We start from the raw sequence: 24,520 nt of genomic DNA, 5'->3' as shown, positions 1-24,520 counted from the left end.
ACTCAAAAGCCCGTACCTACCACGCGCGAGCCAATCCAACCAACCGCGAAAACTTTGCGACAGAACCAATTGAGGACGTCAACTTGGGTTGCACGTCCGGTCGACATTCGCAATGTCGGACCCAAGAAGGGCTGGTTGAACCCCCAAGTGTCGGCGCGGGACGAACCGGCAAATGCAGTTCGCCCCTTTTGCGCCTCCAATCGAACTTGCCCTGAGGACGTTGCGTCCAAGAGTGGTGGCATCGCTAGCCGTTTTACTGCCGTTTGGCTGAGGGAAGGGGACGCTATCCCTGTAACCAATGCAGCAGTGGCAGAAAGACCTCCAAGGAAAGTTCGACGTCTCATGACTTCCACCCTCCAGTCACAGCTTGAGGGCGGATGGTAATGTTGAGATTGCCTCTTGTGCGGTTACTGTAGGCAAGCCAGCTTTGATCCAACCAGGTCCCTGGCGGGACCCAAGCATACCGTCTGACACATCAATAAAACTGTCATACCCGGATTTACGCAAGTTGGACAACACCGCGCCGGACCGTCCACCCGTCGCACAAATCAAGGCAACGGCGCGGGTTTCGGCCAGGTCACGCGCCGCAAACAAACGTTCTGGAAAACGTTCATCATGTAGGCTCACAGGCCAGGCGCCTTGAGCAACACCGGTCTCGCGCCATTCCTCAGATGTGCGGATGTCAAGCAACCGTATCCGGTCCTGCAACAGGGCATCAAACGCCTCGACGGCAGTCCAGACATCGCGGCTCTGAGCCATGGCGGTGGTCACCAGAACCTGAGCGGGTAAAACTGTCAAAAACGCCAGAGCTCGGCGGCGCGTCAGTATCATTTTCTTCTCTCCTAGTACGGGTTCACGCGGTTTGGTATGCTCGGCGCGGCATTTCACAAACCCGCATGTCTACATCATTAAAAATCACACCGGGTGGCAGCCGGTTGGAGGAGGAAGGAATCATGTTTCTCCTCGGGAATCTTGCCCCGGCCGACACTAGGGAAGGGAAGCTACAACGGCCGGGGCTCTGGATGTACCAATATGAGGACACCCAATAGTGAGGTTCAGTTGTCTTGAGCGTCTACCTTGTCACCCATCATGTTTTCGCTCGGAGCACGCATGTTCATACGATCAGCGGGTGCCACCATTTCTCCTGTTGTCACCATGCCGTCTCCGTCCGTGTCCAGATGTTGGAACCGGTCAACCATCATCGACCGGATCATTTCGCTGTGCAGAACCTCGAATTCCTCAAGGGATAGAGCCCCGTCGCCGTTGGTATCTGCGTTAGTGTGCATCGACTGGAGTTGTCCGTGTGCTTCGTCACCGGAAATGGCTCCGTCGCCATCCGCGTCAGAGTTAAGTCGACCCATCATCGGTCCACGCATGAGGGACATCATGTCTTTGTCCATCATGCCCATATGACCGTCGGCACCCATCTGACCCATGCCAGCGCCCATCGTCCCGCCATGCATTTTCATCATCATTTTCATCATGCCTTGCATCATTTCGTGATGGTTGCCTTGCATCATACTGCCTTGGCCCATCATATTCATTGGTCCCGCGTCGGCCCCCATACCTTCGGAGCTCTGAGCCGCAGTTGCTTCCGAACCATCTTTGCCATCAACGTGGTGAGCTTCATCAGCAAATGCAGCACCCGTTGTGGAAACGATTATCGTAAGAGCAAGTGTGGTGTTGATTATCTTGGACATCATAGCCTCTCTTCGTGTTTTGTGGCATCATTCACGTCGGCATAAGAAATCGAAACGGAAGAGTGTGCATCATTTGGATTGTAACCGTCTGTCGCAACAGCCGGCCTTTGATACAATCGGTGACAAAAATGGGTCTGACCGCTCCAACAAAGATGACTTAGAAAGAGATTATGGCGAACCCACCACATATCCTCGTCGTTGACGATCATCTGCAGATTCGAGACAGCGTAACGCGTTTTCTGGAAAAGAACGGACTGCGTGCCACATCCGCTAAAGACGCATTGGACATGGATACGAAACTGGCCAAAGGGCATTTCGACTTAATGGTGTTGGACGTCATGATGCCGGGAGAAAGCGGCCTGTCGGTCTGTAAGCGGCTCGCTGCGGACAAGAGCATTCCGATCATACTATTGACTGCTTTAGGTGAAGAAACCGATCGTATCGTAGGGTTGGAAATCGGTGCTGACGACTATATCGCAAAGCCGTTCAACCCACGCGAATTACTGGCACGGATTAAGGCTGTTTTGCGCCGCGCGCCACAGGTTGAAACTGTGGCGGGAGACTTTGCCGGCAAAAAGGTGAGATTTGCACATCTGACTTTGGACGTCGATCGCCAGATACTCTTGGGGGGTGACACTGACGAAACCCCATTGACCAATGCAGATTTCAAGCTGCTAATGGTGCTGCTTGAACGTCCCCGGGTGATCCTGAGCCGCGATCAGTTGTTGGATTTGGCAGCAGGCCGGGCAGCAGGCCCATTGGATCGTACGATCGACAATCAAATCAGTCGATTACGCCGAAAAATCGAACCCGATATATTACGGCCCAAAATCATCAAAACGATCCGCAATGGCGGGTATTGCCTCTCAGTTGATGTAGAGGTGACAGGATGACATTGGATCCCTTCCGCACACTACGGGTCCAATTGGCATTGTTGGTCGTGGCGGCCTTGACCGGAGCCCAGCTTATCAGCCTATGGCTGTTTGCTGATGAACGTAGCCTCGCGGTCCGCGCCGCTCTAGGTTTTGAAGCTGCCGGACGCGCCGCCAACGTGGCTCGGTTGATAGAAGAGGCGCCGGAAGAATTGCGCATGTCGATCTTACGCGCGGCGAATTCACCACTCGTACGTTTTGATTTGGCAAATGAGCCTACCGTTCAACATACGGACCATTCTGATCGTGGCTTGGTCGAGGCACGCATTCGAACCCTCTTGGATGATGACTATAGTCGTGACATCCGTGTTGAGTTGCACGAAATACAGGGGCAGATTCTTCCACTCCCACATCTCTCGCAAGAAATGGCCGAAATGCATATGGCGATGATGCGCGGGGACCTTTCGGCGGTCGAAATGAACTTGTCCATTGCGATTGCGGGTGGTCGCTGGCTGAACGTAGGAACCCGTTTTGAACGGCCACCAATCCAGTGGCCCATTTACGCGATGTTGACCTTTGCGCTGTCAGCGGCAGTGATCCTGATCGTGATATTTTGGTTCCTGATGACCCGATTAACTGGCCCGTTGCGGCGGCTGGTTGGTGCGGCGGATCGATTGGGACGAGGCGAAGACATTTCAGATCTGCCCATGGTTGGACCAACCGAAGTGCGCGACCTAACTTCTACTTTCAATCGTATGCAGGACCGCCTGACCCGGTTTGTGGCGGATCGAACCAGACTGCTGGCCGCACTTGGACATGATCTGCGCTCACCGCTGACGGCCATGCGGGTGCGGGCCGAAATGGTCGATGACGATGAGACCCGCGACAGCCTTGTGGCCTCTGTTGAAGAAATGCAATCCATGGTGGAAGCCACACTAACTTTTGCCCGAGGGCTTGCCGGGTCCGAGGAGGCAGAGAATGTAGACATCGGGGAATTCCTTGAGGTGTTGAAATCGGACATGGTGACACCATTCGAATTGGATGGTGGGCCCTGCGTTGAGGCGCGGATTCGCCCTCATGCTCTACGGCGCGCTCTACGCAACGTGATCGAAAACGCCGTTCGCTATGGTGGTGAGACCCACGTCTCCTATCAAGTTCGACCCGACGAATTTATCATTACCGTAGCTGACAACGGCCCCGGTATTCCCGCTCCGGAACTAGAGCGCGTTTTCGATCCGTTTTTTCGCCTTGAGCGATCGCGATCCCTTGAGACCGGTGGCCACGGGTTGGGCCTGTCTATTGCCCGTACGATCATTCGCGGTCATGGCGGCGACATTTCACTTTCCAATCGAGATGAAGGGGGGCTGCGGGCGACGATCGCGATCCCTTTTGCGAACGACTAGTCAATGAAAGGAGGTCAGCATGACCATGAAGCCCAGTTTGACGACCCTTGCGGCTTTGGTTGCGGCAAATGTCGCCCATGCAGATGGCGCGAATGATTGGGGCCGAGGGTTTGGCCATATGACTTGGGGTGGAGGATACGGAATGTTTGGTGGATTCATGATGTTGGCCTTTTGGGGCGTGGTCATTGTCCTAATTGTGATGGCGGTTCGTTGGTTCGCCGGTGACCGCCCCGGTGGAGGTGCCGCTTCGGATGCAATGGACATCCTCAAATCCCGCTTTGCAAAAGGAGAACTGGACGAAGACGAGTTCCGCAAGCGCAAAGCTGCACTCGAAGACTGACCTCACCGGGTAGCTCTCACCCTTCAGGGGTAGGAGCACCAAACTTCCTCGCATCATCAGGACAGCAACATGACACCCGAAATCGGCCATTTTGCCCTAGCGTTGGCTTTTGCGCTGGCGTTGATTCAAAGTATTATCCCCATTGTCGGAGCCAATCGCGGAAAACTGCTTTGGATGCATTCTGCGCGGGCCACATCTATCGGACAGTTGGTTCTGGTTGGGATCGCATTTGGCGCCCTGATGCGCAGTTTTGTTACTAGCGATTTTACCGTGGTCAACGTGGCCTCGAATTCTCATTCGTTGAAACCCATGCTTTACAAGATTGCCGGAACCTGGGGCAGTCACGAGGGTTCTCTTTTGCTCTGGGTATTAATCCTAACGCTGTTCGGCGCAGCCGTATCCTTGTTTGGCTCAAATATTCCCGATTCCTTGAAGGCCCGCACACTCGCGGTGCAAGCATGGATAAGCACCGGATTTTTGTCCTTCATGCTATTTACATCAAACCCGTTCACGCGCGTGTTTCCGCCCCCTGCAGACGGCAATGACCTCAATCCGCTTTTGCAGGATGTGGGTCTCGCTCTGCATCCGCCGTTCCTCTATTTGGGTTATGTTGGGTTCTCGATAGTCTTTTCCTTCGCGGTTGCGGCCTTGCTCGAAGGTAAGGTTGATGCGGCTTGGGCCAGGTGGGTTCGCCCTTGGACCCTCACTGCATGGATGTGCCTGACGGCGGGTATCGTACTTGGTTCCTGGTGGGCATACTATGAACTTGGCTGGGGTGGTTGGTGGTTCTGGGATCCGGTCGAAAATGTCAGCTTTATGCCATGGCTTCTCGGCACCGCATTACTTCACTCTGCGATCGTTACCGAAAAACGTGATGCGTTTAAAAGCTGGACTATTCTGCTTGCAATACTGACCTTTTCTCTTTCCTTGTTGGGAACTTTCGTGGTGCGTTCAGGGCTTTTGACCTCGGTCCACGCCTTTGCCGTCGATCCAGAGCGCGGACTGTACATCCTTTTCCTGCTTGCCCTGTCTATTGGTGGCTCACTGGCGCTCTATGCGTGGCGGGCGCCAATGATGGAATCCGGTGGGATCTTCAAACCCATCAGCCGAGAAGCAGGTTTGCTGATAAACAACTTGATCCTTGTCGCTGCGACAGGAACGGTCCTTTTCGGTACCCTCTACCCGTTGTTTCTTGAGGCAGTCACCGGAGAAAAGATCTCGGTCGGTGCTCCATTCTTCAATGCCTCTTTCATTCCCATGATGCTGCCTCTTGTGCTTTTCATGGGGGTGGGTCCTTTCCTGAGCTGGAAACGTGCTGACTTGGCAGGTGTATTGCAACGCGTGCGATACGTCGCGTTGGCGTCGGTCATCGCCTTTCTTGTGATTTGGTATCTTCAGGAAGGAGGACCCCTTCTGGCGCATCTGTCGATCTTGTTGGCTATCTGGTTGTTGTTCGCAACGCTGCGCGAGTGGGCAATGCGCATCCGGCTGTTTGACGTGCCTTTTTCCGAAGCACTGCGCCGGGCCCGAAACTTGCCGCGCGCATCACATGGAATGACATTGGCTCACGCAGGTCTTGCAGTTGCCATGTTCGGCTTCATCGGATCCAGCGCCTGGAAGGTTGAAGAGGTTGTATTTGTAGCCCCCGGATCAACAATCGAGATTGCCGGATTCGAAGTGATCTTTGAGGGAGTCGAGCGCGTTCGTGGCCCTAACTACTTTGCTGACCGCGGCACGTTGGATGTCTTCCGAAATGGTGAAAACATTACCACACTGTTCCCCGAGCGGCGGTATTATCCGATTGCTGAAAGCTCAACGACGGAAAGTGCTATCCGCTCCACACTTGCTGGGGATCTCTACGCGTCGATCGCTGAACCGGCGTCAAAAGACGCAGAGTTGAGTGGCGCATGGACCCTACGTATTCTGTATGAGCCTTTCGTCAATTTCATCTGGTTGGGAAGCACGTTTCTAATTCTGGGGGGCGCATTGTCTTTGTCAGATCGGCGGCTTCGGGTGGGTGCCCCAAAACGTACGCGCGCGATCCCTTCACGCACAGCTCCGGCGGAATAAGTCATGAATCGAACACTGGCGTTCCTACCGCTACTGATTGCAGTTGTTTTTGGTGGTTTCTTCCTGTGGGGCTTGAACCCGGATCGGGATCCAAACGAAGTCCCGTCTGTTTTGATCTCGCAGCCCGCACCGGAATTTGGTCTGGAACCGATTGTTGGTGTGGATACACCAGGCTTGTCGCGTTCGGACCTGGTTGGCACTGAAACTGCCGTTGTCGTGAATGTTTTTGCATCTTGGTGCGTGCCATGTCGCGCAGAACATGCGGTTCTGACCAGCCTAGCCGAACGGGACGGCATCCGGCTTTTTGGTATCAACTACAAAGACAAGCCTGATGATGCTGCGCGGTGGTTGGCAGAGCTTGGAAATCCTTACGCGCGTATTGGCTCTGACGTTTCCGGGCGCGTGGGGATCGAGTGGGGAATTTCCGGTGTGCCGGAGACATTCATCGTCGGTACTGATGGCACTGTGCTCTACCGCTATGTCGGCCCAGTCGTGGGAGAGGTTGCGGTCGGAAAATTTCGCGAAGCCCTAGTGCAGGCCGGAGCCTTGCCTAGAGAGGATTTGTGATGCTGAGGCTTATTGTTTTTCTCCTTTCGATGGTCATTCCAATGGCCGCGCTGGCTGTCGAGCCGGACGAGATCCTGAATGACCCAGTGATGGAAGCGCGCGCCCGTGAGGTGTCAAAGGGGCTTCGTTGCGTTGTATGTCTGAATCAGGACATAGACAGTTCAAATGCCGGAGTAGCACGGGACCTACGCTTGCTGGTGCGTGAACGCATTGTCGCCGGGGACAGCAACGACGAAGCCCTGGCATTCATTCAGGCACGTTACGGGGATTATGTCCTGCTCAAACCTCCTTTGAACGCGAGAACCTACGTCTTGTGGCTTGCACCCCCGGCGATGCTGTTGCTCGCTCTAAGTGTTGGATTGGTGACCTTGCTACGCCGAAGGAAAAAGCCTGTCCCTCAAGCGCTGAGCGAAGCTGAAGAACACGAGATCAAACAGTTCATCGAGAACCAGAAAGTAGGAGAGAGCAAATGATTTTTGCATGGATGGTGCTGTTGACTGCATTGTCGGTCGGCTTTGTTGTCTTTCCGTTGCTGAGGGGGAGAAAAGTGCCGCTAGCCGGCTTGGATTCAACGCCCGCGGTTCTCTTGGATCAGCTAGACGAGGTCCAATGTGACCTTGATCGACGCGTGATATCTAAATCTGAAGCTGCAGCTGCCCAACAGGAGATAAAGCGACGCATTCTGGCCGCAGCACGGCGCTCAACAACAGGACAGATTGCAGAGAACACTGGCGGGCGAGGCGCCCTTGTTCTAGCCGCATTCTTCGTGCCGCTTATGGCCGTTGGATACTACGCCTTCATGGGGTCGCCGGAGATTTCGAGTCTGGCATATGCGGATCGCCAAGCCGAGCGCGCCGAACAGCAGAAAATCACCGAACTTACGGACAAGCTCTATGCTCGCCTGACATCCGAGCCTAACGGCGGAGCATCGGAAGGGTGGATGCTGCTTGGACAAACCTATTACCGGATGGGGGAGTATTCTCAGGCCGCTGCAGCATTCGAGACAGTGACCTCGAGAGATGACGCAAGCTCAGCAACCTTCTCGATGCTGGCGGAAGCTTTGGTCAGTTCTGAACAAGGCATCGTCACACCCAAGGCAGAAACCGCCATTGACCGGGCAATAGAACTGGATCCGAGCAATCCCGCCGGTGCATTCTACAAATCTATGGCGATGGCACAAAAGGGCGAAGAGGCAGCAGCCCATGCGCTTTTGCTTTCTCAACTTGACGCGGCCGACGGGTTTGCACCTTGGATGGAAGCCTTCATTGCCCAAGCCAACCAGATCGCACGAACGCTTGGCCGTGACCAAATCGCTCTAGCGGATTACGCACCGATGGCCGGTGGAGGAGCTGGGCCAACGGCCGAAGATGTCGCCGCGGCGGGTAATATGAGTGACGAAGATCGTGGGGAGTTCATCCGTTCAATGGTGAATCGATTGGCCGAAAAACTTGAGGACAAACCTGACGATCTGGATGGGTGGTTGCGGCTGGCGAACGCCTATACGGTTCTGGGCGAGAAACCAAATGCGGTGTCAGCTTATGAAAGGGCTTTAATTCTGCTCTCCGATATTGCACCAGATGATCCCCGTCATCAAGTTGTCGAACAAGCTTTGTCCGAGTTGAGGTAGTGACGAGAATTGAAGACGATTTCCTGAAGTAACTGGCTTTCCAAAGAAAAACTTTTCCTTCTACGTATTGACTACTGGCAAACACAGCGATGACAAATGTGACCGGGACACGGAGAGGCGCTGTCGTTTGTTTGCGTCTTAACCAGTGCTGTTGAGCCTGAGGCTGCCGAGCAAATCACTTTAGATTGTTTCATTGCTCAATATCGAGAGTACTGGATTGAATTCCAACGGCGCGGGCGGCGTTTAGAGTCGTTAGAACGTCTTGTGACGAAAGAATCTCGGACAGAACAATCCCATTCGGCGCCTCAGGTCCATAAATTGCATTGAAAGGAATGCCGTAGCGATTGTTTGCTTCGAGATAACGGGAAATTTCTTCGTCGGGGCGTGTCCAATCTGCTTGCATCGTAATCACCCCCTCACTGTTCAGTGCGGACAAAACAGGGTCACGTTCCAGAACCAAGGCCTTGTTAGCTTTGCAGGTCAGGCACCAGTCGGCAGTGACATCAACAAAAACCACTTCCCCTTGCGACACAAGGCGGGCGATGTTCCCACGGTCAAAAGCGAGCCAGTTTATCTTCCCGTCCAAGGGAGCAACACCAGTTGACGGCTGGTGAGCCAGGAGTTCAGCAGAAACCATAGGCAGGACGGCGAGTAGCATGATGGCAAAGTAGCGCGGAGCGGGCGAGAAAGGGCGCCGTACTAGGACCAAGAGCAACGCTATTGAAAGGGCGGCGACAAAAATCGTGGAAAGCAGGCCTGCAACGCCGATCAAAACCCACAGAAGCCAAATTGCTGTCCCAAAAAGCAATGTCCCCAAAAGAAGTTTCAACCCAACCATCCAACGACCTGGCTTTGGCAATGCTGCTACCAGACCAGGGAAAAGGGCAATCAACAGATAAGGAAATGCAAGTCCGAGTCCCATGGCTGTGAAAACAACTATGATGTCAACACCGCGCCCGGCAAAAGCAAATGCAATTGCGGTGCCGAGGAACGGTGCCGAACAAGGAGTTGCCATCACGGCACCAAAAAAACCCGTAGCGAAATCTGCCCCATGCCCCGACGGTCCGCCTGCATTGGACAACCGAGTTTGAAGGGAGGAAGGCAAAGCCAACTCGAACAGCCCAAACAGATTTGCGGAAAAAACCGCGAGCACAAGAAACATTAACGCCAAAAAGGCCGGATTCTGAAATTGTAACCCCCACCCTATGGCCACGCCAAACATCTGCAACAGATAGAGAATGGCTGCCAAAAACAACATGAAACTCATGACACCTACGGCAGCGACCAGAAAGCCAATGCGAATGGATCGCACGCCACGCTTTTGTGCCCTGATTGCCGATGAGAGTTTAATGGATAAAACGGGAAGGACGCAGGGCATCACATTCAAGATAAGCCCCCCCATAAAGGCAACCAAGGCGATCCATACTATTTTGCCCAGGCTTGGCACCACTTGTTCTGGTCTGAACGGCGGGGCTGGGGGAGCTGAAATAAGTTGAGGTGTCAGGGTAAAAGCCCGGCCAGGCCCGTCTGTTACAGTTAGAATCGGGTCGTGATACTGCTCATCGTCAACGGTAAGGATCGGAATGCGCGCCCATAGACTGCGGCCCCCATTCCCAAGCCGGATGTCAGGTTTGCCCAAGGCGGTATTCGCCCCCAACTCAGCAAAAACATCCGGAGTGTTAAATGGCGTGGTGCTTTTCATCTCAAGCGTTAGGATTGTCCGTTTCGCGTCGATTGACGCAACCGCGTCTGTGACTTTGGCTTGGCCTCCTTCGGCAGGAACACGAGACAGGAAAGTACTGATTTGCGATGCTGAATCGGCGTCAATTTTCGACCCCGAAGGGAGTGCCAGAGCCAGGTCGAACGTCTCAGGAATGCAGACTTCTGAACAGATCAGTAGTTTTACGGCTCCTGCTAAATGGGCCGGCTCGCCAGGGCGTCCGAGCGTGACCCTAAGGGGAAAGACTACGTTGTCTTTATATCCGAAATTTTCGATACCGAACGCTGTGAACCGCTCTGGGGCCGGCCAAAGCATTTCAACTCCGGCAACATTTTCTGAACCACTCCAGTCAATCCGTGGGGGGATGCCAACTTCGCCTGGTGATCGCCAATAGGTTTTCCAGCCTTCCGAAAGCGTCAAGTCGAGACCTGCCGACAGCGTTTCAGCTCCGGGGGGCACGCCATCCTGCACAGATATCAATCTGGCGATGACAGCGTTTGTGGAAAAGGGTTCTGAAGTCGCCGCTATTGCTTGGGTAGCTGCAAAAACAAGCATGCTGAATAACAGAAAAGAACTCACACAGTAGGCGCGTAACCTTATGAATGAATGCATTGTGATAGTCCTGTCGTCGGCGATGCTTTCCCTCATTCACCTGCCCCCACTGGTGTGTCTGTTACATTGGCAACTGCAAATCCTTGGCGACCATCAACACATGTGATCGTACGAACTAGGCCAATTCCATCGTTCGTGAACCGACACCCTTCCGGAGCCGATATTGTCACGTTATCGTAGGAGAGAGTGCTCTGATCCGGTCTGTCACATTGTTTGGCTGCAGTGGTGCAACCACTCAGCACCAGCCCAGCCAAAATTGCCAGCACGGGGCCGGATACGGGAATCAAGTCAGCCTCGTCGCACCTGTGGCACGGTCGACGCTTTGCCTCGGATGGCCTCGTTGGGGTTTTCTGTTTCGCCCTGAGAATTGCTTTTGTGACAACTCTTGCCCATCATTTTGTGCATCACCAAATGGGCTCCGACACAGAGTAGAAGCGGCGCAAAAGCCCACAAGTTCGAAGCGAGCCCTCCAATAGTGCCGCCAGCCAACAAAAAGCCTGCAATTGGAAGCAGCATGACGACGCAACAGGCCATCATTGCAAAGTGCATTATCTTTGGGCCAGATTGCGATCCTGCGCCCATTTTGGTGTCTGAAGCTTTGCTCATTGGGAACCTCTTTCAAGTGGCTGACCCTATATGCATGCCTAACCTTCTGAAAGGTCAAGGATACATTTTGATACAAATATCGAGCCTCCACGCCGTTGAGGATTAAGCCGGATTGCGCGAAGAATTACCCAACAATGCGCCAGGAAAAGTATGGAGAAGCGAGATGGCAGGTGATGCAAAGCTTGACAGGCGCCTGATGTTGACTGGTGTGGCATCGGTTTTGGCTGCACCGTCGATTTTGTGGGCTCAGGAAACAACCACTGACATTGAAGAGCCTGCGGTGTCGCGAAACATTTCGTCTTTCGTTGTGCATGATTGGCGAGACCATTTCGACAGTTTGGGCAAAGGAATTTTGCTCTCCGATACTGTTAGGCGCGTTCTTCAGCACTGGACATCAGATGGTGAAATGCGGGTCTACCCAACGTCGGTACCCTTGACCGACGATTTGACGCGTCGTGGATATACCGAGGTAATAGAAAAGCGAAAAAATCCTAGCTGGGCTCCGACGCCAGCCATGCGCGAGCGCAACCCGGAATGGCCCCCGATCGTCAAGGGCGGTGATCCCGCCAATCCCTTAGGAACACGAGCATTGTATCTGTCTTGGCAGTACTACCGCATTCACGGCACACAAGACACGCGCAAAATCGGAAGGCGATCATCGAACGGCTGTATCGGTCTCTTCAATGAGCAGATTGAAGAGGTCTACGACCGCGTCCCTGTCGGCGCACAGGTCAAATTGATCTGAAGGTCGCATTAACCAATTCAAAGGATAGAGCCATGAGCAAATGGGGACTTTTAGTGGGCGGTGTACTGCTGGCCGGTGTCGTAGTAGCTGGGTGGCAGGCAATTCAGCCATCTCCCACGCAACAGAGTCACTCAATGGTGACGCCTGACACGAGTGACATCGCTGTGGGTGATCCGATTGAAGACGTTCGATTGCCTGTGGAACTTTCTTCAAATGCAGTGATAGGAAAACGTGCTTTTGATGCCAAATGTGCGTCTTGCCATGGTGCAAATGCAGCGGGTCAAAACGGGGTGGCGCCTCCTCTTGTGCACAAGATCTACGAGCCAGGTCACCACTCGGACGAAGCTTTTCAGAGGGCAGCGAAAAGTGGTGTGCGAGCCCACCATTGGCAGTTTGGCAATATGCCACCTGTATCTGGACTGACACGTGGTGACGTACAGCACATCGCTTTGTATGTGCGAGAGTTGCAGCGCGCAAATGGGATCGATTGATGGTGCGAACAACCGGCATATCTTTGTTTCGGTTAATCTCTGCCGTTCTGTTTAGTGTACTGATCGCATTCTCGAGTATGCCGGATTCCTCAAGGGTGCATGCTGAAAATCCTGAAAACCCATACGCAGGTCACGGAAGCGACGTTGACGCAGACCACCATTCCGAGGCCGCCGCGTCATTTGAGCAATGTCACCCGGGTCTGGAATGTTTATCGATCGCCGCCTTTCTTTTGACACCGGCTTCGCCCGCACCCTCAGATGTCCGCAAGTCAAGAGTTTGGCCTCACGGGCTTGCTGACAAAAGCTGGACGCCCGCTTCAGACAATCCACCTCCGCGAAGTCAATCCTGATCCCCAGAACACTGATAGCAACTCGACTGATAAAGGATTGAAACTATGAAAAAGACCACTGTTCTCGCGACACTCATCGCAACCTCAACCGCTTTCGCAGCTCTCGCGCATGGGGGCGCGACCGGCATCGTAAAGGAGCGTATGGACGCCATGGCGGACATGGGAAAAGCTGTCAAAGCGATCACACCCATGATGCGCGGCGAAACAGACTATGACGCGAAAGTTGTGCGTCAGGCAGCTGCAACATTCTCCCGTCACGCTGGTGAGTCCATGACCGATCTATTTCCAGAAGGTTCCGGCGGAATGCCCTCTGAGGCCAAAGACGCAATCTGGAGCAAGTGGGCGGAATTCTCTGCACTGGCCGGACAGCTTGGGATCGTCTCCGAAGGACTAGCCGGCGCAGCGGATAACGGTCTGATGGGTGGTGGATCCGGCATGATGGGCAGCGGGTCCGGAATGATGGGCGGTGGATCTGGCATGATGGGCAGCGGGTCCGGAATGATGGGTGGCTCTGGAGCAATGGGACGTGCCATGACGGCCGCGCAGATTTCAGAGATGCCTGTTGACGGTGCATTCACCATGCTCACCCAAGTCTGTTCAGCGTGCCACACGCAATTCCGTGCGGAAAGCAAATAAGGTGCGTGGCATTTTGAAATTGGCCTTGGGCGCGGCGGTTTTTGGTGCCGTCGCGACCACGGCGCTCGTTACCTGGCCGATTGGCCAGTTCAATGGGCCCATCAGTTTGGAGGGAAATGCAAGCAAAGGGGCATATCTCGCTCGTGCCAGCGGGTGCATCGCCTGCCACACCAATGTCGAGGAAGGCGGTGCGCCTTTAGCTGGCGGAGTGAAGCTGGATACTCCTTTCGGCACACTCTTTTCACCTAATCTGACCACAGATCCTGAGCATGGGATCGGCGACTGGTCTATTGATGAATTTGCTCGCGCAGTCAGGCAGGGAGTATCACCCGAGGGGGAACCTTACTATCCTGCGTTCACCTATCCTTTCTACGGCAACTTCACGGATCAGGAAATTGCCGACCTGTGGGCGGCGTTTCAGACAGTGCCTGCCGTTGAAAAACCATCAAAAGATCAGGAGATGGCCTTTCCGTTCAACCAGCGTTGGGGTTTGAAATTGTGGCGTGCCGCATTTTTGACCGCTCCGAGTACAGAGCCGGTTGAAGGCAAGGACGAAGTCTGGAACCGGGGTCGTGAGCTTGTGGAAGGGGCCGCGCATTGTGCAGCCTGTCACACCGGCCGAAACTTTGCCGGCGCTCGAAAATCTGACAGTCAGCACTTCAGAGGAAGCACTTCACTGCCCGGCGGAGGAAAAGCTCCGGCCATCGACTATCAAACCCTACAAACACGCGGTTGGACCACGGATAGCTTGTCCTTTGCGCTTCGCACAGGCGTCAAACCCGACGGCGACGCGTTTGGAGGATCGATGGGAGAAGTCGTTATGTATGGAACTAGGTTTTTGACGGAGGACGACCGCAAAGCCATGGCGACCTACCTTATGGACGATCATACTGGCGGCTGAAGCCATAAAACAAGAGGAAGGAGGGGGCATTAGCCCCGTCCTCAAAAGGACATGTAATGACACTGACCCGACGAAACCTATTGCGCATGAGCGCTACCCTGGGACTTGGAGCACTGTTGCCAGGAGCAATCCGCGCAAGCACATCGGGTCCCCAATTATTGACTGCCAGAGTTTCTGACGTTCAGCTCGCCCCACCAGATTATCCTAAAACCCAGATTTGGGGATACGATGGGAAAATGCCGGGCACTTTGATCCGGGTAAAACAAGGCGATCGAGTTGAACGGCGCTTTGTGAACGATCTGCCACAGGCCAGCTCGGTGCATTGGCACGGGCTGCGTATCAACAATGCTATGGATGGTGTCGCAGGGTTGACCCAGGATGCCGTGCAGCCAGGTGAGACATTCGATTATGACTTTACCGCGCAGGATGCGGGTACATATTGGTATCACGCTCACAATCGCTCGATGGAACAGGTTGCACGCGGACTATATGGAGCCCTGATCGTAGAAGAGCCCGAACCAGTCGATGTTGACCGGGAAGAGTTGTTGATCCTTGATGATTGGTTGTTGAATCCGGAAACGGCACAGTTGGACACTGAATTTGAAACTCCACATGACCGAAGTCATGCGGGGCGTCGCGGAAACTACATAGCCACAAATGGCTCGTCGGGAACGGAGTTGCCAGTCAAGGTTAGCGAACGCCTGAGGTTGCGTCTGATAAATGCCGCTAACGCTCGTATTTTCGAACTGGACTTGTCGGGGTTTGATGGCTGGGTCATGGCTTATGATGGAATGCCGTTGGACGAACCGGAGAAGGTTGAAGGCAGCTTTTTGTTGGCACCCGGGCAGCGGATGGACCTGTTTGTCGATGTGACAGCGGTCGCAGGCGAAGTAGCCCATTTGGTACGCATCGACGATGACGAAGGGTTTTCTCAGGCGGCATTTCCGGTTGCGCCTGCAGAAAACTCGGCAAGGATGCGCGAAACGCCGAACCCATTGCCGCCCAATCCGAATATGTCCGTTCCCGGGGTGCAAACGGCACGGCGGTTTGAATTGAACATGGAAGGCGGCGCAATGGGTCGCCTCCAAAGCGCTAGTCTGAACGGTAAGGAAATGAGCTTTCGAGAACTGGTAGCAGCCAACCAATTCTGGTCGTTCAATGGCGTTGTTGGCATGACAGATACACCACTTGCGCAACTTTCATCAGGGGAAACTGCGCGAGTTAGCATCTCTAATGACACGGTTTTCCCTCACGCAATGCATCTCCACGGCATGCATTTTCGCGAAATCCTGGATGACGGTGAGCTTGGCCCTCTCAGGGATACGCTTTTGGTTTTCGGAGGTGAAACACGAGAAATAGCTTTTGTAGCGGGCGAACCCGGCAAGTGGATATTCCATTGTCATATGTTGGCGCACACGTCCTCGGGCATGGCGACCTGGGTCAACGTTACGTGATCGATACTACAACAGGGAGAAAAGTATGAAACGAGTAAGCTGGATTTTCGCTATAGCTATCAGTCTGGCGGTACCTTTTGGTGTTTGGGCGGACGGGTTGGATGAGGACCGGGTCAAAGAACTGGTTCTGGAGACAATCCTCGAACACCCTGGCATAGTTATGGAGGCCGTCGCCATTTTGGAACAACAGCAGACCGCAGCAGCAGGAATGGCCCGCTCCGACGTGCTGACCAACCAGCGCAATCTGCTAGAACTGGACCCGAATGCACCTGTACTGGGCAATCTCGATGGGGATGTGACGGTGGTGGAATTCTTCGACTACAACTGCCCCTATTGCCGTCGCGCTATGGACGAGGTGCAGGGCTTGCTTGATGACGACCCAAATGTGCGTCTCGTCTATCGCGAATGGCCTATACTGGGGGAAGGGTCTGTTTTCGCGGCCAAAGCTGCCTTAGCAGCACGTGAACAAGGAAAATACGAGGCTTTCCATTGGGCGCTGATGAGTATGAATGGTCGTGCAGAAGAGGCAAGTGTTATGCGCGTCGCGGCCGAAGTTGGGCTGGATGTTGATCAGCTACGCCGAGACATGGAAGCACCTAGTATTCAAGAGCATCTGGCTACCTCCATGAACCTTGCGCAATCTTTGGGTTTTAACGGCACTCCATCTTTCGTTGTTGGTGAGGAACTGGTGCCAGGGTTTGTGGAAAAATCTCAATTGGTGGAAGTTGTAGAGACGGCGAGAAAATCCGCAGAATGACCCTTTCCAGCCGTCTTTCCGTGGCCGCATTCCTATGTGCGGTCACGTTGGGTTCCGCGAATGCTGGACCCTTGCTGTTTGACGAAAGTTGGAAAGAACAGGGCTTTTTTCGTTTCTGGTCGAATGACTACCTCTTCCTGGGTCACAAATTGGAAGTGATCTCTGACGGCACGGTTTCGCTTGTGTGGCGACCACTTGAACCCGACTTGTGGAACGCAAAAGGTGCCCGGTGGACCTGGGAGGTGCGTGAGGGAGTAGAGGGAACGAATCTGCGGCTCAGAGGGGGTGACGACAGGAATCTGGCCGTCTATTTCGTATTTACCGATCCCGAAACAGCGAATGCCCTGACCCGCAACACGGCCCGCAGTTTGCTGCGCAATCAGAACACACAGGCGCTTGTGTATGTCTGGGGAGGCAACCAAGATTCGGGCAGTTTTCTGAAAAGCCCATATCACCCGCGACTGATCACCCGCGTGCTACAGCCCAGTAAAATCGGCCGCCACAGTGAAGAAGTTGACCTTGAGGCAGATTTTCGCACCGCCTTTGGCGCCGAAAAAGGTTCTCTCGTCGGGATTGGAATTTCCGCAGATAGCGACGATACTGGCGGGCGCATTCTTGCTTCTATAGATAACTTGGAACTGACGGCGGCGAAATGAAACTTTCGCGGCGCCAAATTCTGCTGGGCGCTATGGCCGGATTTGTAACTCCACAGCAGGCCTTGGCCAAGAACCCGAAATTGACATTGCGCCCCGCCCCGATTGCCGTTCGATGGCCCGAACAAGATAGAGAAGTGCCAGGTCTAGTCGGCTTTAATGGTTCCATCCCCGGTCCCGAACTGCGATTGCGACAGGGCGCTCAGTTGGAGGTTCGCCTAGAAAACGGGTTGCAAGACGGAACGCTGGTCCATTGGCACGGGGTTCGTGCACCTAACCGAATGGACGGGGTTTCGATTCTCACTCAAGAGGTCGTGCCACCGGGGGCGCATTTCGATTACAAATTCTCCCCGCCTGACGCTGGTACCTTCTGGTATCATTCACACTACCTTTCCTATGAGCAGGTTGGCCGGGGCCTGTTTGGACCCTTAATCGTAGAAGAGCGTAACCCACCTCTGGTGGATCACGATATCACAGCAATGCTGGCGGATTTCAGAACCAAATCCGACGGGAAGTTTGATACAGATTTCGTGGTCATGGAGGACTTTGCCAGCGAAGGGCGCCTAGGAAACCTTCTGCGTGTATTTCTTAGTCACAATACGGTTCGGCAAGGGGATAGAGTACGTTTGCGTTTGGTCAATGCGGCCATAGATCGAGTGTTTCGCCTGGACCTTGAAGGTATAAATGGAGCTATTGTCGCTTTGGATGGCATACCTCTAGAATACCCGGCAGCTTTACAGCGCCTAGTCCTGGCCCCTGCACAACGTGTTGACATAGTTGGGACTATAGTTACGGAGGTCACATTTTCCACGACGGCAGGAATTTCCAGGGCACCTATCGGGCGCATAGCCCTGTCTGGAGTGAACCCGGCGCCTGATCTGAGCCCCGTGACAGCATTGCCCATGCATGGGCTAGCCGCACCCGGCCAAATCACCCAAAGGCTCGAACTCTTGATGCGCGGCGGAGAAGGGGATCAGGATCATGGTGGGTTCGGCACCTGGGCTTTAAATGGCGTTTCCGGCCTTCCCGACAAACCTTTTGGGAGGTTCGAACGGGGAGAAACGGCCCTGATAACCCTCTTAAACCCGACCATGTTCGCCCAAGGTATTCACTTGCATGGCCACCATTTTCGTGAAGTGTTGGGAAGTAAAGCACTCGGCCCATTGCGGGACACTCTCCTGATTGCGCCAGCCGAAACCCGCGAGATCGTATGTGTCTTTGACAATCCCGGTCTCTGGCTTTTTCACTGCCACATGCTCAGCCACAGCGCAGACGGTATGATGACTTGGATTGAGGTATCATGACGAAGCCCGAACGCCACATAACCATACCATGGAGTCAAAAATGTCTCGAAACCAACTTCTGATTTCCGCTGCAGTCGCCGCGCTGAGCATTTTAGGAGCCGCAGTCTTTCTAGGCTCAAAGGATGCAGAAGCTGGGCCTCCGAAACAACCCGAACGCTCTGATATCGAATCAGGTGCTGTGTTGTATACGGAAAATTGTGCTTCCTGCCATGGGGCGAAATTGGAAGGGGAACCAGATTGGCGCAGTCCGAAGGACGACGGAACCCTTCCAGCGCCGCCGCACGATCGGACGGGCCATACCTGGCATCACGGGGATGCATTATTGTTCAATTATACCAAGCTGGGGGGGCAGGCGGCTCTGGCCGCAAGCGGGGTAACAAACTTCAATAGCGGCATGCCAGGGTTTGCCGAACAATTGAGCGATCAGGAAATTTGGGATATCCTGGCCTTTATCAAATCAACCTGGCCAGACCGCATGCGCGAAACCCAAGAAGTGCGGACCGAGGGGGAACAGATCCAAGGCGGTTCGTAAGCGCGGCCCGCTTGACCTTAGTAATGTTCTGGCGTTGATTTAACAAAATATTATCGTAAACGTTAGCAATCCACTGCGCAAATCGGCTTGAGAGGAAAAGCAATGACCAACCTATCCATCAATCGCCGTTCATTGTTGTGCGGCATGGGCGCCACCGGGCTCGCGCTAGCCGTACCGGCTTTGGCCGCCGCGCAGCCTCTGGTTCAAGTGTTCAAAGATCCGAATTGCGGATGCTGTGGCGCGTGGATTGAAATCATGGCTGACGCTGGATTTGAGATGGAAGTTCATGACGCCGCTTATGACTCATTGAAGCGTTTGAAAGCCCAAAGCGGGGTTAGCGAAGATATGGCATCGTGCCACACGGCGCGCGTCGACGGATATATCATTGAGGGCCATGTGCCGCCGACCGACGTCCAGCGCTTGTTGAGCGAACGGCCTGACGCCGTTGGGCTGTCTGTGCCCGGCATGCCATGGGGATCACCGGGCATGGGGCCTGCGAGCGAACGTGACGCTTATTCGGTTTTCTTGATTCGAATTGACGGGACGACCGAGATCTTCACCCACTACAAAGCCGCGTGATTGGCGCCCCTGAGACGTTAAGAACTTCGGGCCGTGCGCGTAATTTGTTCTTCGCGCACCCAGGATGACAGAGCTCGTTTGCTGCCGAGATCGGCGGGAATGAGGCCATATGGACTGTGACCTCACCCGATGAAGTCAATGTCATTCGCGCTTTGGGTTTCTTCCGATTGATGGCTGTTGGGGGCCAACATCAAGCACATCACCTTGGCATCGCAACAGGCAAGGTGGTTCATTGACCTAGGCAGCGATCGTGCTGGGGTAACCTTCCTTTTCTAGGATTCTTGTTAGCTCGGCGTCACCTAGTCTACTTGTGACTTCGACGGTACGCGCTTCTAGGTCGAAATTCAGCACTGCATCTCCGTCAGCGGCACCAACGGCCTTTTCGATAGTAGCCTTGCAATGACCACAGCTCATATCGGGCACATTGAACTTGCTCATGGTAGTCTCCGTTTTTCCGTACAACGAAGGAATTGGGGGTTCCCACGGGGTAAGGTCAAGTAACAAGAAAATGTGATACTTAATGCTTGACCCTGCCCACACTGGAACCCCCAAACCGTATTTGGAACCACGAATCGCGGAGAGTGTCATGTCAGAGAAACGAATGCTTACATTGTCGGTCGAAGGCATGACTTGTGCATCTTGTGTCGGCCGGGTCGAACGAACGCTTGCCGGAGTTCCCGGCGTGTCCGATGCCGCGGTCAACCTGGCGAATGAAACAGCTCGGATTAGCTTTACCGCCCCCGCCAACCTTGCGGGGTTGATCGACACGTTGGGTGAAGCAGGCTATCCTGCCACGACGAGCGAGATTACCTTGGATATCGAAGGCATGACCTGTGCCAGCTGCGTAGGTCGGGTTGAACGCAAATTGAAGGCCAGTGACGGCGTAATTGATGCGCAGGTAAACTTGGCTGCCGAGACCGCAACCATACGCTACGCCATCGGGGCAACTGCGCCAGCGGATTTGGCCCGGATTTCCACCGACCTTGGATACCCTGCCAAACTCAAAGCTGGAGAAGACCTTGGCAAACAAGACCGCAAGGCGGCAGATATAGCGCGACTTGGAAGGCTCACACTTATCGCCGCAGTATTAACTCTGCCCGTATTCGTGATCGAGATGGGCGGCCATTTGCTGCCATCAATGCACATGTGGATTGAAGAGAGTTTCGGCTTACAAAACAGCCGTCTTTTGCAATTTTTTCTCACCACGATCGTTCTGTTTGGCCCTGGCTTGCGGTTCTACACAAAGGGGTTTCCGCTTCTCCTGAAAGGCGCGCCGGATATGAATTCGCTCGTCGCGCTTGGCACGTCGGCCGCATATGGGTTCTCACTGATCTCCACTTTCACCCCGAGCCTTCTGCCCGAGGGCACCGTCAACGTCTACTATGAAGCCGCGGCCGTGATTGTTGTCCTGATCCTGCTGGGCCGCTTTCTCGAAGCCCGCGCCAAAGGGCGCACTGGCGAGGCAATCCGCAAACTTGTCGGTCTTCAGGCGAAAGTCGCGCGCGTGGAACGAGCAGGCGAGGTCGTCGAACTGGCGATCGATGAGATCTTGGTCGGCGATCTGATCCACGTTCGTCCCGGCGAGAAAATTGCTGTGGATGGCACTGTGACCAGCGGTCAATCCTATGTCGATGAAAGCATGATTACCGGCGAACCCGTGCCGGTCGAGAAATCCGTCGGCGCCGAGATCGTCGGTGCGACGGTAAACGGCACAGGCGCATTGGTCTTTCAGGCAACCAAGGTTGGCGCGGATACGATGCTGGCGCAAATCATCCAGATGGTCGAACAGGCGCAGGGGGCCAAATTGCCTATCCAGGGTCTTGTCGACCGGATCACTGCGTGGTTCGTCCCGGCGGTCATGGTGATTGCCGCTCTCACCGTGGTGGCATGGCTGGCCTTTGGACCGGATCCCGCGCTGAGCTTTGCGCTGATTGCGGGCGTTGCCGTGCTGATCATCGCATGTCCCTGCGCCATGGGTTTGGCCACGCCGACGTCAATCATGGTTGGCACGGGTCGGGCCGCAGAAATGGGGGTTCTCTTCAGAAAGGGCGATGCCCTACAGATGCTGCAGGAAGCAAAGGTGGTGGCCCTGGACAAGACGGGGACGTTGACCCAAGGCCGCCCCGAACTCACGGACCTGATCACCGCAGAGGGTTTTGACAGTGACACCGTCCTGCGTCTCGTTGCGGCGCTCGAGGCGCAATCCGAACACCCCATTGCCGAAGCCATCACACGTGCGGCCGCTCAAAAAGGGTTGAAATCTTCTGAGGTTACGGCCTTCTCCTCCCTCACGGGTTACGGCGTAGAAGCAAACGTCGACGGCCGACGGGTTCTTGTCGGCGCGGACCGGTTGATGGCACGCGAAGGGATCGACATGGGCGGGCTTGCCGAAACCGGTGATGCATTGGGCCGCAAAGGGCGCACGCCGCTGTATGCTGCCATTGACGGGAAAATTGCGGCGGCAATTGCTGTTTCAGACCCGATCAAACCCGCAACACCCCAAGCCATCGCGGCACTGCATGGGCTGGGGCTGAGCGTGGCTATGATTACCGGAGACAACCAAGGCACGGCCCAGGCAATCGCCTCTGAATTGGGGATTGATATTGTTGTGGCCGAGGTCCTTCCCGAGGGGAAAGTCGCGGCGCTGGAAGAGTTGCGCAAACGGGGCAAACTGGCGTTTGTCGGTGACGGCATCAACGATGCGCCGGCACTGGCCACCGCTGATGTGGGCATCGCGATCGGTACGGGCACGGATGTGGCCATCGAAGCGGCCGATGTTGTCTTGATGTCCGGCGAGTTGACCGGTGTGGTCAACGCGTTCGACATTTCGACACGCACTATGCGCAACATCCGCCAGAATCTTTTCTGGGCCTTTAGCTACAACACCTTGCTGATCCCCGTGGCCGCGGGTGTCTTGTACCCTGCATTCGGATTGCTACTCTCGCCGGTGCTGGCGGCTGGTGCAATGGCGCTTTCCAGTGTGTTTGTGCTTACAAATGCGCTGCGTTTACGATTGGTAAAACCGGTCATGCGTGACAAGACGCCAGCTCCGGCGCGTGACCCTGCGATCCCGATCCCGGCCCAGGCTGTATAAGTGAGGAAACGACATGAACCTGAACATCGGTGAAGTATCAAAACGCACAGGCCTGCGGGCAAAAACAATCCGCTACTACGAGGACATCGGTCTGGTTAAACCTTTGCGAGACACGAACGACTATCGTGTCTTTCGCGAAACCGATCTACACAAGCTGATCTTTCTCAGCCGCGCCCGCGCCTTGGGGTTCACCATCGACGGCTGCCGCAATTTGCTGGCGCTCTACGAGGACGAAACCCGCGCCAGTGCAGAGGTGAAAGAAATAACAAACAAGCATTTGGAAGAGATCGAAGCGAAGATAATTGATCTGCAAGCTATGCATGAGACCCTGACCCACCTGTCTAAGGAATGCGCGGGAGATCACAGGCCCGATTGCCCAATTTTGAATGGGTTAAGTGCATAGCTTGGCTTCCGATTACTCTGGAGCGCAGTGTCAGCATGCCCGACGTCCAGAGAATTTGCTGAGAAAAGAACGATGGGCAGACTGGCTGCGTAAGGCCGTCAAACCAACTCCAAGGACTCTCCGTGTGGTGGAGGAAACTTGGGGCTCAGGTCACCGACATTGACCTTTGGGCAACACATGCGCTGCAGTTTCGAGGGTTCCGTTTCTAAAGTTCAAGTAAACTAGTGGGTGGTCACCAGGTTCAAGATCTTCCTTGAGTCCGGTTAAGCGCGCTCCTATGTGGGATCTTGATAAGTTAAGCACTTCTTCTCGCGCTACACCAAAACCACTTTTCGTAACGGCGGAGTCCGCAAGGTCTTTGAAAAATAGCTCACCGCTTGACGATGCGTCTGAGCTGATACCATCTAGAAACACCATTTCATTAGAAGTGTTCTCAAATACGACAACGACGTCAGCGCTGCCGCCCCGCAGACCGCTACTTACACAAAGTTTGCTTATGTCGATTCCTTGTAGACCTTCTACCGAATACTCTACTCCGTCTGCATACGAAGGTCGAAGCAGTGTCGCAGTAAAGAAAAATGTTACCATCAGAGTTTGCCGAACAAAGCGTTTCATTTACTTCTCCAATTCTAATTAGGCAGGGATACTGAGCGTTCCAATTGTATTGGATCTTTGATCCGTTTGCCGCAATCCAACAGGAATTGCTCAAATTCCCTAGACCGAAGCTTCACGTCAGAAAGGTTTTGGTAGTAAAGAATCAGTTCTCGAAACGGCCCGGAAAAGTCCTTGAATGCGGCGATTACAGCTACGAGAGCACCAAGAGATAATCGACCTTCAATAACAAGCCATCCGCCAATCGAGTAAAGTAAAAAGGGGGTCAGTGACATAAGGAAATTGCTGATTGCCTTTTGCAGATATTTGGCGCGTTGCAAATCAAGCCTTGTAGTTCTAAGTTCACGTGCTGCTGAGAGCGTTCTGCTGACGATGTACCGTTCATGTATATCTGCGGTCTGCTCACCGAGCACGTCCCCGAATGCGCGAACTGCACGGATGCGGCGTCTCTGAAGTGGTCCGGCAAATTCGGACAGCGTGCTAAGATGTATC

At 54.3% G+C, this 24,520-nt stretch carries 26 protein-coding genes and 1 pseudogene; 19 read left to right on the top strand and 8 right to left on the bottom strand.

Annotated features, from left to right (window positions below; translation table 11 throughout):
* Positions 1 to 2: 2 nt before the first annotated feature.
* The 3 genes from FAP39_RS18020 to FAP39_RS16660 form a co-directional block, all read right to left on the bottom strand.
* Positions 3 to 242, bottom strand: a complete 240-nt coding sequence (locus tag FAP39_RS18020) for a multicopper oxidase domain-containing protein (RefSeq protein WP_425471453.1) — start codon at positions 240 to 242, stop codon at positions 3 to 5.
* A 118-nt stretch (positions 243 to 360) separates the two neighbouring features.
* On the bottom strand, positions 361 to 831 hold the full coding sequence (locus FAP39_RS16665; RefSeq protein ID WP_138017508.1) for a rhodanese-like domain-containing protein: 471 nt from the start codon (positions 829 to 831) through the stop codon (positions 361 to 363).
* Between the two features lie 224 nt (positions 832 to 1,055).
* Complete coding sequence (locus FAP39_RS16660; protein ID WP_246059230.1) at positions 1,056 to 1,703, bottom strand: EF-hand domain-containing protein; 648 nt, start codon at positions 1,701 to 1,703, stop codon at positions 1,056 to 1,058.
* Between the two features lie 167 nt (positions 1,704 to 1,870).
* On the opposite strand from FAP39_RS16660, the gene FAP39_RS16655 reads away from it, so the two are divergent.
* The 7 genes from FAP39_RS16655 (at position 1,871) to ccmI (ending at position 8,579) form a co-directional block, all read left to right on the top strand.
* The gene (locus FAP39_RS16655) at positions 1,871 to 2,593 is read left to right on the top strand and encodes a response regulator (protein WP_138017507.1); all 723 of its coding nucleotides are present in this window, start codon (positions 1,871 to 1,873) and stop codon (positions 2,591 to 2,593) included.
* Entirely contained in the window at positions 2,590 to 3,975 is a 1,386-nt protein-coding gene (locus tag FAP39_RS16650) for an ATP-binding protein (protein WP_138017506.1), read from the top strand. Before FAP39_RS16655 ends, FAP39_RS16650 begins: the two co-directional genes overlap by 4 nt.
* 19 nt (positions 3,976 to 3,994) lie before the next feature.
* On the top strand, positions 3,995 to 4,315 hold the full coding sequence (locus tag FAP39_RS16645; RefSeq protein ID WP_246059229.1) for an SHOCT domain-containing protein: 321 nt from the start codon (positions 3,995 to 3,997) through the stop codon (positions 4,313 to 4,315).
* A 69-nt stretch (positions 4,316 to 4,384) separates the two neighbouring features.
* Positions 4,385 to 6,385 (top strand): heme lyase CcmF/NrfE family subunit, encoded by a 2,001-nt coding sequence (locus FAP39_RS16640; protein WP_138017505.1) that lies wholly within the window; start codon positions 4,385 to 4,387, stop codon positions 6,383 to 6,385.
* A 3-nt stretch (positions 6,386 to 6,388) separates the two neighbouring features.
* A complete protein-coding gene (locus FAP39_RS16635) occupies positions 6,389 to 6,952 on the top strand; it encodes a DsbE family thiol:disulfide interchange protein (protein ID WP_138017504.1) in 564 nt (187 codons plus the stop codon).
* Positions 6,952 to 7,425, top strand: a complete 474-nt coding sequence (locus FAP39_RS16630; RefSeq protein ID WP_171006906.1) for a cytochrome c-type biogenesis protein — start codon at positions 6,952 to 6,954, stop codon at positions 7,423 to 7,425. Before FAP39_RS16635 ends, FAP39_RS16630 begins: the two co-directional genes overlap by 1 nt.
* The gene (ccmI, locus tag FAP39_RS16625) at positions 7,422 to 8,579 is read left to right on the top strand and encodes a c-type cytochrome biogenesis protein CcmI (protein WP_138017503.1); all 1,158 of its coding nucleotides are present in this window, start codon (positions 7,422 to 7,424) and stop codon (positions 8,577 to 8,579) included. Before FAP39_RS16630 ends, ccmI begins: the two co-directional genes overlap by 4 nt.
* 190 nt (positions 8,580 to 8,769) lie before the next feature.
* On the opposite strand, the gene FAP39_RS16620 is transcribed toward ccmI, so the two are convergent.
* Complete coding sequence (locus FAP39_RS16620) at positions 8,770 to 10,878, bottom strand: protein-disulfide reductase DsbD family protein (protein WP_246059227.1); 2,109 nt, start codon at positions 10,876 to 10,878, stop codon at positions 8,770 to 8,772.
* 321 nt (positions 10,879 to 11,199) lie between these two features.
* Positions 11,200 to 11,517: a DUF2933 domain-containing protein gene (locus FAP39_RS16615; protein ID WP_138017501.1), complete on the bottom strand. Its 318-nt coding sequence runs from the start codon at positions 11,515 to 11,517 to the stop codon at positions 11,200 to 11,202.
* A gap of 163 nt (positions 11,518 to 11,680) precedes the next feature.
* On the opposite strand from FAP39_RS16615, the gene FAP39_RS16610 reads away from it, so the two are divergent.
* From FAP39_RS16610 to FAP39_RS16565, 10 genes are all read left to right on the top strand, one after another.
* Entirely contained in the window at positions 11,681 to 12,262 is a 582-nt protein-coding gene (locus FAP39_RS16610) for a L,D-transpeptidase (protein ID WP_138017500.1), read from the top strand.
* Between the two features lie 32 nt (positions 12,263 to 12,294).
* Positions 12,295 to 12,753: a c-type cytochrome gene (locus FAP39_RS16605; RefSeq protein ID WP_138017499.1), complete on the top strand. Its 459-nt coding sequence runs from the start codon at positions 12,295 to 12,297 to the stop codon at positions 12,751 to 12,753.
* A 395-nt stretch (positions 12,754 to 13,148) separates the two neighbouring features.
* The gene (locus FAP39_RS16600; RefSeq protein ID WP_138017498.1) at positions 13,149 to 13,739 is read left to right on the top strand and encodes a c-type cytochrome; all 591 of its coding nucleotides are present in this window, start codon (positions 13,149 to 13,151) and stop codon (positions 13,737 to 13,739) included.
* Position 13,740: 1 nt separating this feature from the next.
* Positions 13,741 to 14,640, top strand: coding sequence for a cytochrome c (locus FAP39_RS16595; RefSeq protein ID WP_138017497.1), 900 nt, complete (start codon positions 13,741 to 13,743; stop codon positions 14,638 to 14,640).
* Between the two features lie 86 nt (positions 14,641 to 14,726).
* Positions 14,727 to 16,094 (top strand): multicopper oxidase family protein, encoded by a 1,368-nt coding sequence (locus tag FAP39_RS16590; RefSeq protein ID WP_425471451.1) that lies wholly within the window; start codon positions 14,727 to 14,729, stop codon positions 16,092 to 16,094.
* A 25-nt stretch (positions 16,095 to 16,119) separates the two neighbouring features.
* The gene (locus FAP39_RS16585) at positions 16,120 to 16,851 is read left to right on the top strand and encodes a DsbA family protein (RefSeq protein WP_138017495.1); all 732 of its coding nucleotides are present in this window, start codon (positions 16,120 to 16,122) and stop codon (positions 16,849 to 16,851) included.
* A 71-nt stretch (positions 16,852 to 16,922) separates the two neighbouring features.
* Entirely contained in the window at positions 16,923 to 17,507 is a 585-nt protein-coding gene (locus tag FAP39_RS16580; RefSeq protein ID WP_246059226.1) for a DUF3047 domain-containing protein, read from the top strand.
* Positions 17,504 to 18,808: a multicopper oxidase family protein gene (locus FAP39_RS16575; RefSeq protein WP_138017493.1), complete on the top strand. Its 1,305-nt coding sequence runs from the start codon at positions 17,504 to 17,506 to the stop codon at positions 18,806 to 18,808. The genes FAP39_RS16580 and FAP39_RS16575 overlap by 4 nt, the downstream gene beginning before the upstream one ends.
* A complete protein-coding gene (locus tag FAP39_RS16570; protein WP_246059224.1) occupies positions 18,795 to 19,340 on the top strand; it encodes a c-type cytochrome in 546 nt (181 codons plus the stop codon). Before FAP39_RS16575 ends, FAP39_RS16570 begins: the two co-directional genes overlap by 14 nt.
* Positions 19,341 to 19,442: 102 nt before the next feature.
* Positions 19,443 to 19,919, top strand: coding sequence for a DUF411 domain-containing protein (locus FAP39_RS16565; RefSeq protein WP_138017492.1), 477 nt, complete (start codon positions 19,443 to 19,445; stop codon positions 19,917 to 19,919).
* A gap of 237 nt (positions 19,920 to 20,156) precedes the next feature.
* Here the strand turns inward: FAP39_RS16565 and FAP39_RS16560 are convergent, their stop codons facing one another.
* Complete coding sequence (locus FAP39_RS16560) at positions 20,157 to 20,357, bottom strand: heavy-metal-associated domain-containing protein (RefSeq protein ID WP_138017491.1); 201 nt, start codon at positions 20,355 to 20,357, stop codon at positions 20,157 to 20,159.
* Between the two features lie 148 nt (positions 20,358 to 20,505).
* Here FAP39_RS16560 and FAP39_RS16555 point away from each other — a divergent pair, with 148 nt between their 5' ends.
* On the top strand, positions 20,506 to 23,013 hold the full coding sequence (locus tag FAP39_RS16555) for a heavy metal translocating P-type ATPase (protein ID WP_138017490.1): 2,508 nt from the start codon (positions 20,506 to 20,508) through the stop codon (positions 23,011 to 23,013).
* Between the two features lie 19 nt (positions 23,014 to 23,032).
* Entirely contained in the window at positions 23,033 to 23,416 is a 384-nt protein-coding gene (gene cueR / locus FAP39_RS16550) for a Cu(I)-responsive transcriptional regulator (RefSeq protein ID WP_138017510.1), read from the top strand.
* 150 nt (positions 23,417 to 23,566) lie between these two features.
* Here the strand turns inward: cueR and FAP39_RS16545 are convergent, their stop codons facing one another.
* Entirely contained in the window at positions 23,567 to 24,031 is a 465-nt protein-coding gene (locus tag FAP39_RS16545; RefSeq protein WP_138017489.1) for a hypothetical protein, read from the bottom strand.
* Between the two features lie 14 nt (positions 24,032 to 24,045).
* Positions 24,046 to 24,520 (bottom strand): annotated as a pseudogene (locus FAP39_RS17615) (hypothetical protein); the annotation flags it as partial.

Source organism: Shimia litoralis (assembly GCF_005518135.1).
GTDB lineage: Bacteria > Pseudomonadota > Alphaproteobacteria > Rhodobacterales > Rhodobacteraceae > Shimia_E > Shimia_E litoralis.
The sequence above is the reverse complement of the archived record's forward strand: the minus strand, read 5'-3'. Positions and strand labels throughout refer to the sequence as shown.

Bases quoted from the DNA above. Each gene is read 5' to 3' on its own strand.
- FAP39_RS18020 (WP_425471453.1), bottom strand. From the start codon at position 242: ATGCCACCACTCTTGGACGCAACGTCCTCAGGGCAAGTTCGATTGGAG.
- FAP39_RS16665 (WP_138017508.1), bottom strand. From the start codon at position 831: ATGATACTGACGCGCCGCCGAGCTCTGGCGTTTTTGACAGTTTTACCC.
- FAP39_RS16660 (WP_246059230.1), bottom strand. From the start codon at position 1,703: ATGATGTCCAAGATAATCAACACCACACTTGCTCTTACGATAATCGTT.
- FAP39_RS16655 (WP_138017507.1), top strand. From the start codon at position 1,871: ATGGCGAACCCACCACATATCCTCGTCGTTGACGATCATCTGCAGATT.
- FAP39_RS16650 (WP_138017506.1), top strand. From the start codon at position 2,590: ATGACATTGGATCCCTTCCGCACACTACGGGTCCAATTGGCATTGTTG.
- FAP39_RS16645 (WP_246059229.1), top strand. From the start codon at position 3,995: ATGACCATGAAGCCCAGTTTGACGACCCTTGCGGCTTTGGTTGCGGCA.
- FAP39_RS16640 (WP_138017505.1), top strand. From the start codon at position 4,385: ATGACACCCGAAATCGGCCATTTTGCCCTAGCGTTGGCTTTTGCGCTG.
- FAP39_RS16635 (WP_138017504.1), top strand. From the start codon at position 6,389: ATGAATCGAACACTGGCGTTCCTACCGCTACTGATTGCAGTTGTTTTT.
- FAP39_RS16630 (WP_171006906.1), top strand. From the start codon at position 6,952: ATGCTGAGGCTTATTGTTTTTCTCCTTTCGATGGTCATTCCAATGGCC.
- ccmI (WP_138017503.1), top strand. From the start codon at position 7,422: ATGATTTTTGCATGGATGGTGCTGTTGACTGCATTGTCGGTCGGCTTT.
- FAP39_RS16615 (WP_138017501.1), bottom strand. From the start codon at position 11,517: ATGAGCAAAGCTTCAGACACCAAAATGGGCGCAGGATCGCAATCTGGC.
- FAP39_RS16610 (WP_138017500.1), top strand. From the start codon at position 11,681: ATGGCAGGTGATGCAAAGCTTGACAGGCGCCTGATGTTGACTGGTGTG.
- FAP39_RS16605 (WP_138017499.1), top strand. From the start codon at position 12,295: ATGAGCAAATGGGGACTTTTAGTGGGCGGTGTACTGCTGGCCGGTGTC.
- FAP39_RS16600 (WP_138017498.1), top strand. From the start codon at position 13,149: ATGAAAAAGACCACTGTTCTCGCGACACTCATCGCAACCTCAACCGCT.
- FAP39_RS16590 (WP_425471451.1), top strand. From the start codon at position 14,727: ATGAGCGCTACCCTGGGACTTGGAGCACTGTTGCCAGGAGCAATCCGC.
- FAP39_RS16585 (WP_138017495.1), top strand. From the start codon at position 16,120: ATGAAACGAGTAAGCTGGATTTTCGCTATAGCTATCAGTCTGGCGGTA.
- FAP39_RS16575 (WP_138017493.1), top strand. From the start codon at position 17,504: ATGAAACTTTCGCGGCGCCAAATTCTGCTGGGCGCTATGGCCGGATTT.
- FAP39_RS16565 (WP_138017492.1), top strand. From the start codon at position 19,443: ATGACCAACCTATCCATCAATCGCCGTTCATTGTTGTGCGGCATGGGC.
- FAP39_RS16560 (WP_138017491.1), bottom strand. From the start codon at position 20,357: ATGAGCAAGTTCAATGTGCCCGATATGAGCTGTGGTCATTGCAAGGCT.
- FAP39_RS16555 (WP_138017490.1), top strand. From the start codon at position 20,506: ATGTCAGAGAAACGAATGCTTACATTGTCGGTCGAAGGCATGACTTGT.
- FAP39_RS16545 (WP_138017489.1), bottom strand. From the start codon at position 24,031: ATGAAACGCTTTGTTCGGCAAACTCTGATGGTAACATTTTTCTTTACT.